At 65.4% G+C, this 635-nt stretch carries 1 protein-coding gene; it reads left to right on the top strand.

The window, feature by feature from the left end; all coding sequences use genetic code 11:
* Positions 1 to 635 (top strand): aminotransferase class III-fold pyridoxal phosphate-dependent enzyme (locus HX846_RS38135; protein ID WP_178967569.1); only part of this gene is annotated, 635 nt, incomplete at both ends.

Genomic DNA, 635 nt, shown 5'->3' with positions numbered 1-635 from the left:
TGAAACTGGTGCGCACCGCCACCGGGCGGAGCACGGTGTTGTCATTCCAGGGCGGTTATCACGGCATGAGCCAGGGCGCCCTGAGCCTGATGGGCAGCCTGGGGCCGAAGAAGCCACTGGGCGCGTTGCTCGGCAATGGCGTGCAATTCCTGCCATTCCCGTACGACTACCGTTGCCCGTTCGGGCTGGGCGGCGCGGAAGGGGTCAAGGTCAACCTGCATTATCTGGAAAACCTGCTCAACGATCCCGAGGCCGGTGTATTGCTGCCGGCGGCGGTGATCGTCGAGGTGGTGCAAGGCGAGGGCGGCGTGATCCCGGCTGATCTCGACTGGCTGCGCGGCCTGCGGCGCATTACCGAGCAGGCTGGCGTGGCGTTGATTGTCGACGAAATCCAGAGCGGCTTTGGTCGCACCGGCAAGATGTTTGCCTTCGAACATGCCGGCATTGTCCCGGACGTGGTCGTGCTGTCCAAAGCCATCGGCGGCAGCCTGCCGCTGGCGGTGGTGGTGTATCGCGACTGGCTCGACACCTGGTTGCCGGGCGCCCATGCCGGGACCTTCCGTGGCAATCAGATGGCCATGGCGGCCGGCTCGGCGGTGATGCGTTACCTCAAGGACCACGACATTCCCGCCCAC

This window comes from Pseudomonas sp. K5002 (assembly GCF_013386655.1).
Lineage (GTDB): Bacteria > Pseudomonadota > Gammaproteobacteria > Pseudomonadales > Pseudomonadaceae > Aquipseudomonas.
Note: the sequence above shows the minus strand (reverse complement) of the source record. Positions and strands in the feature narration are given on the sequence as shown.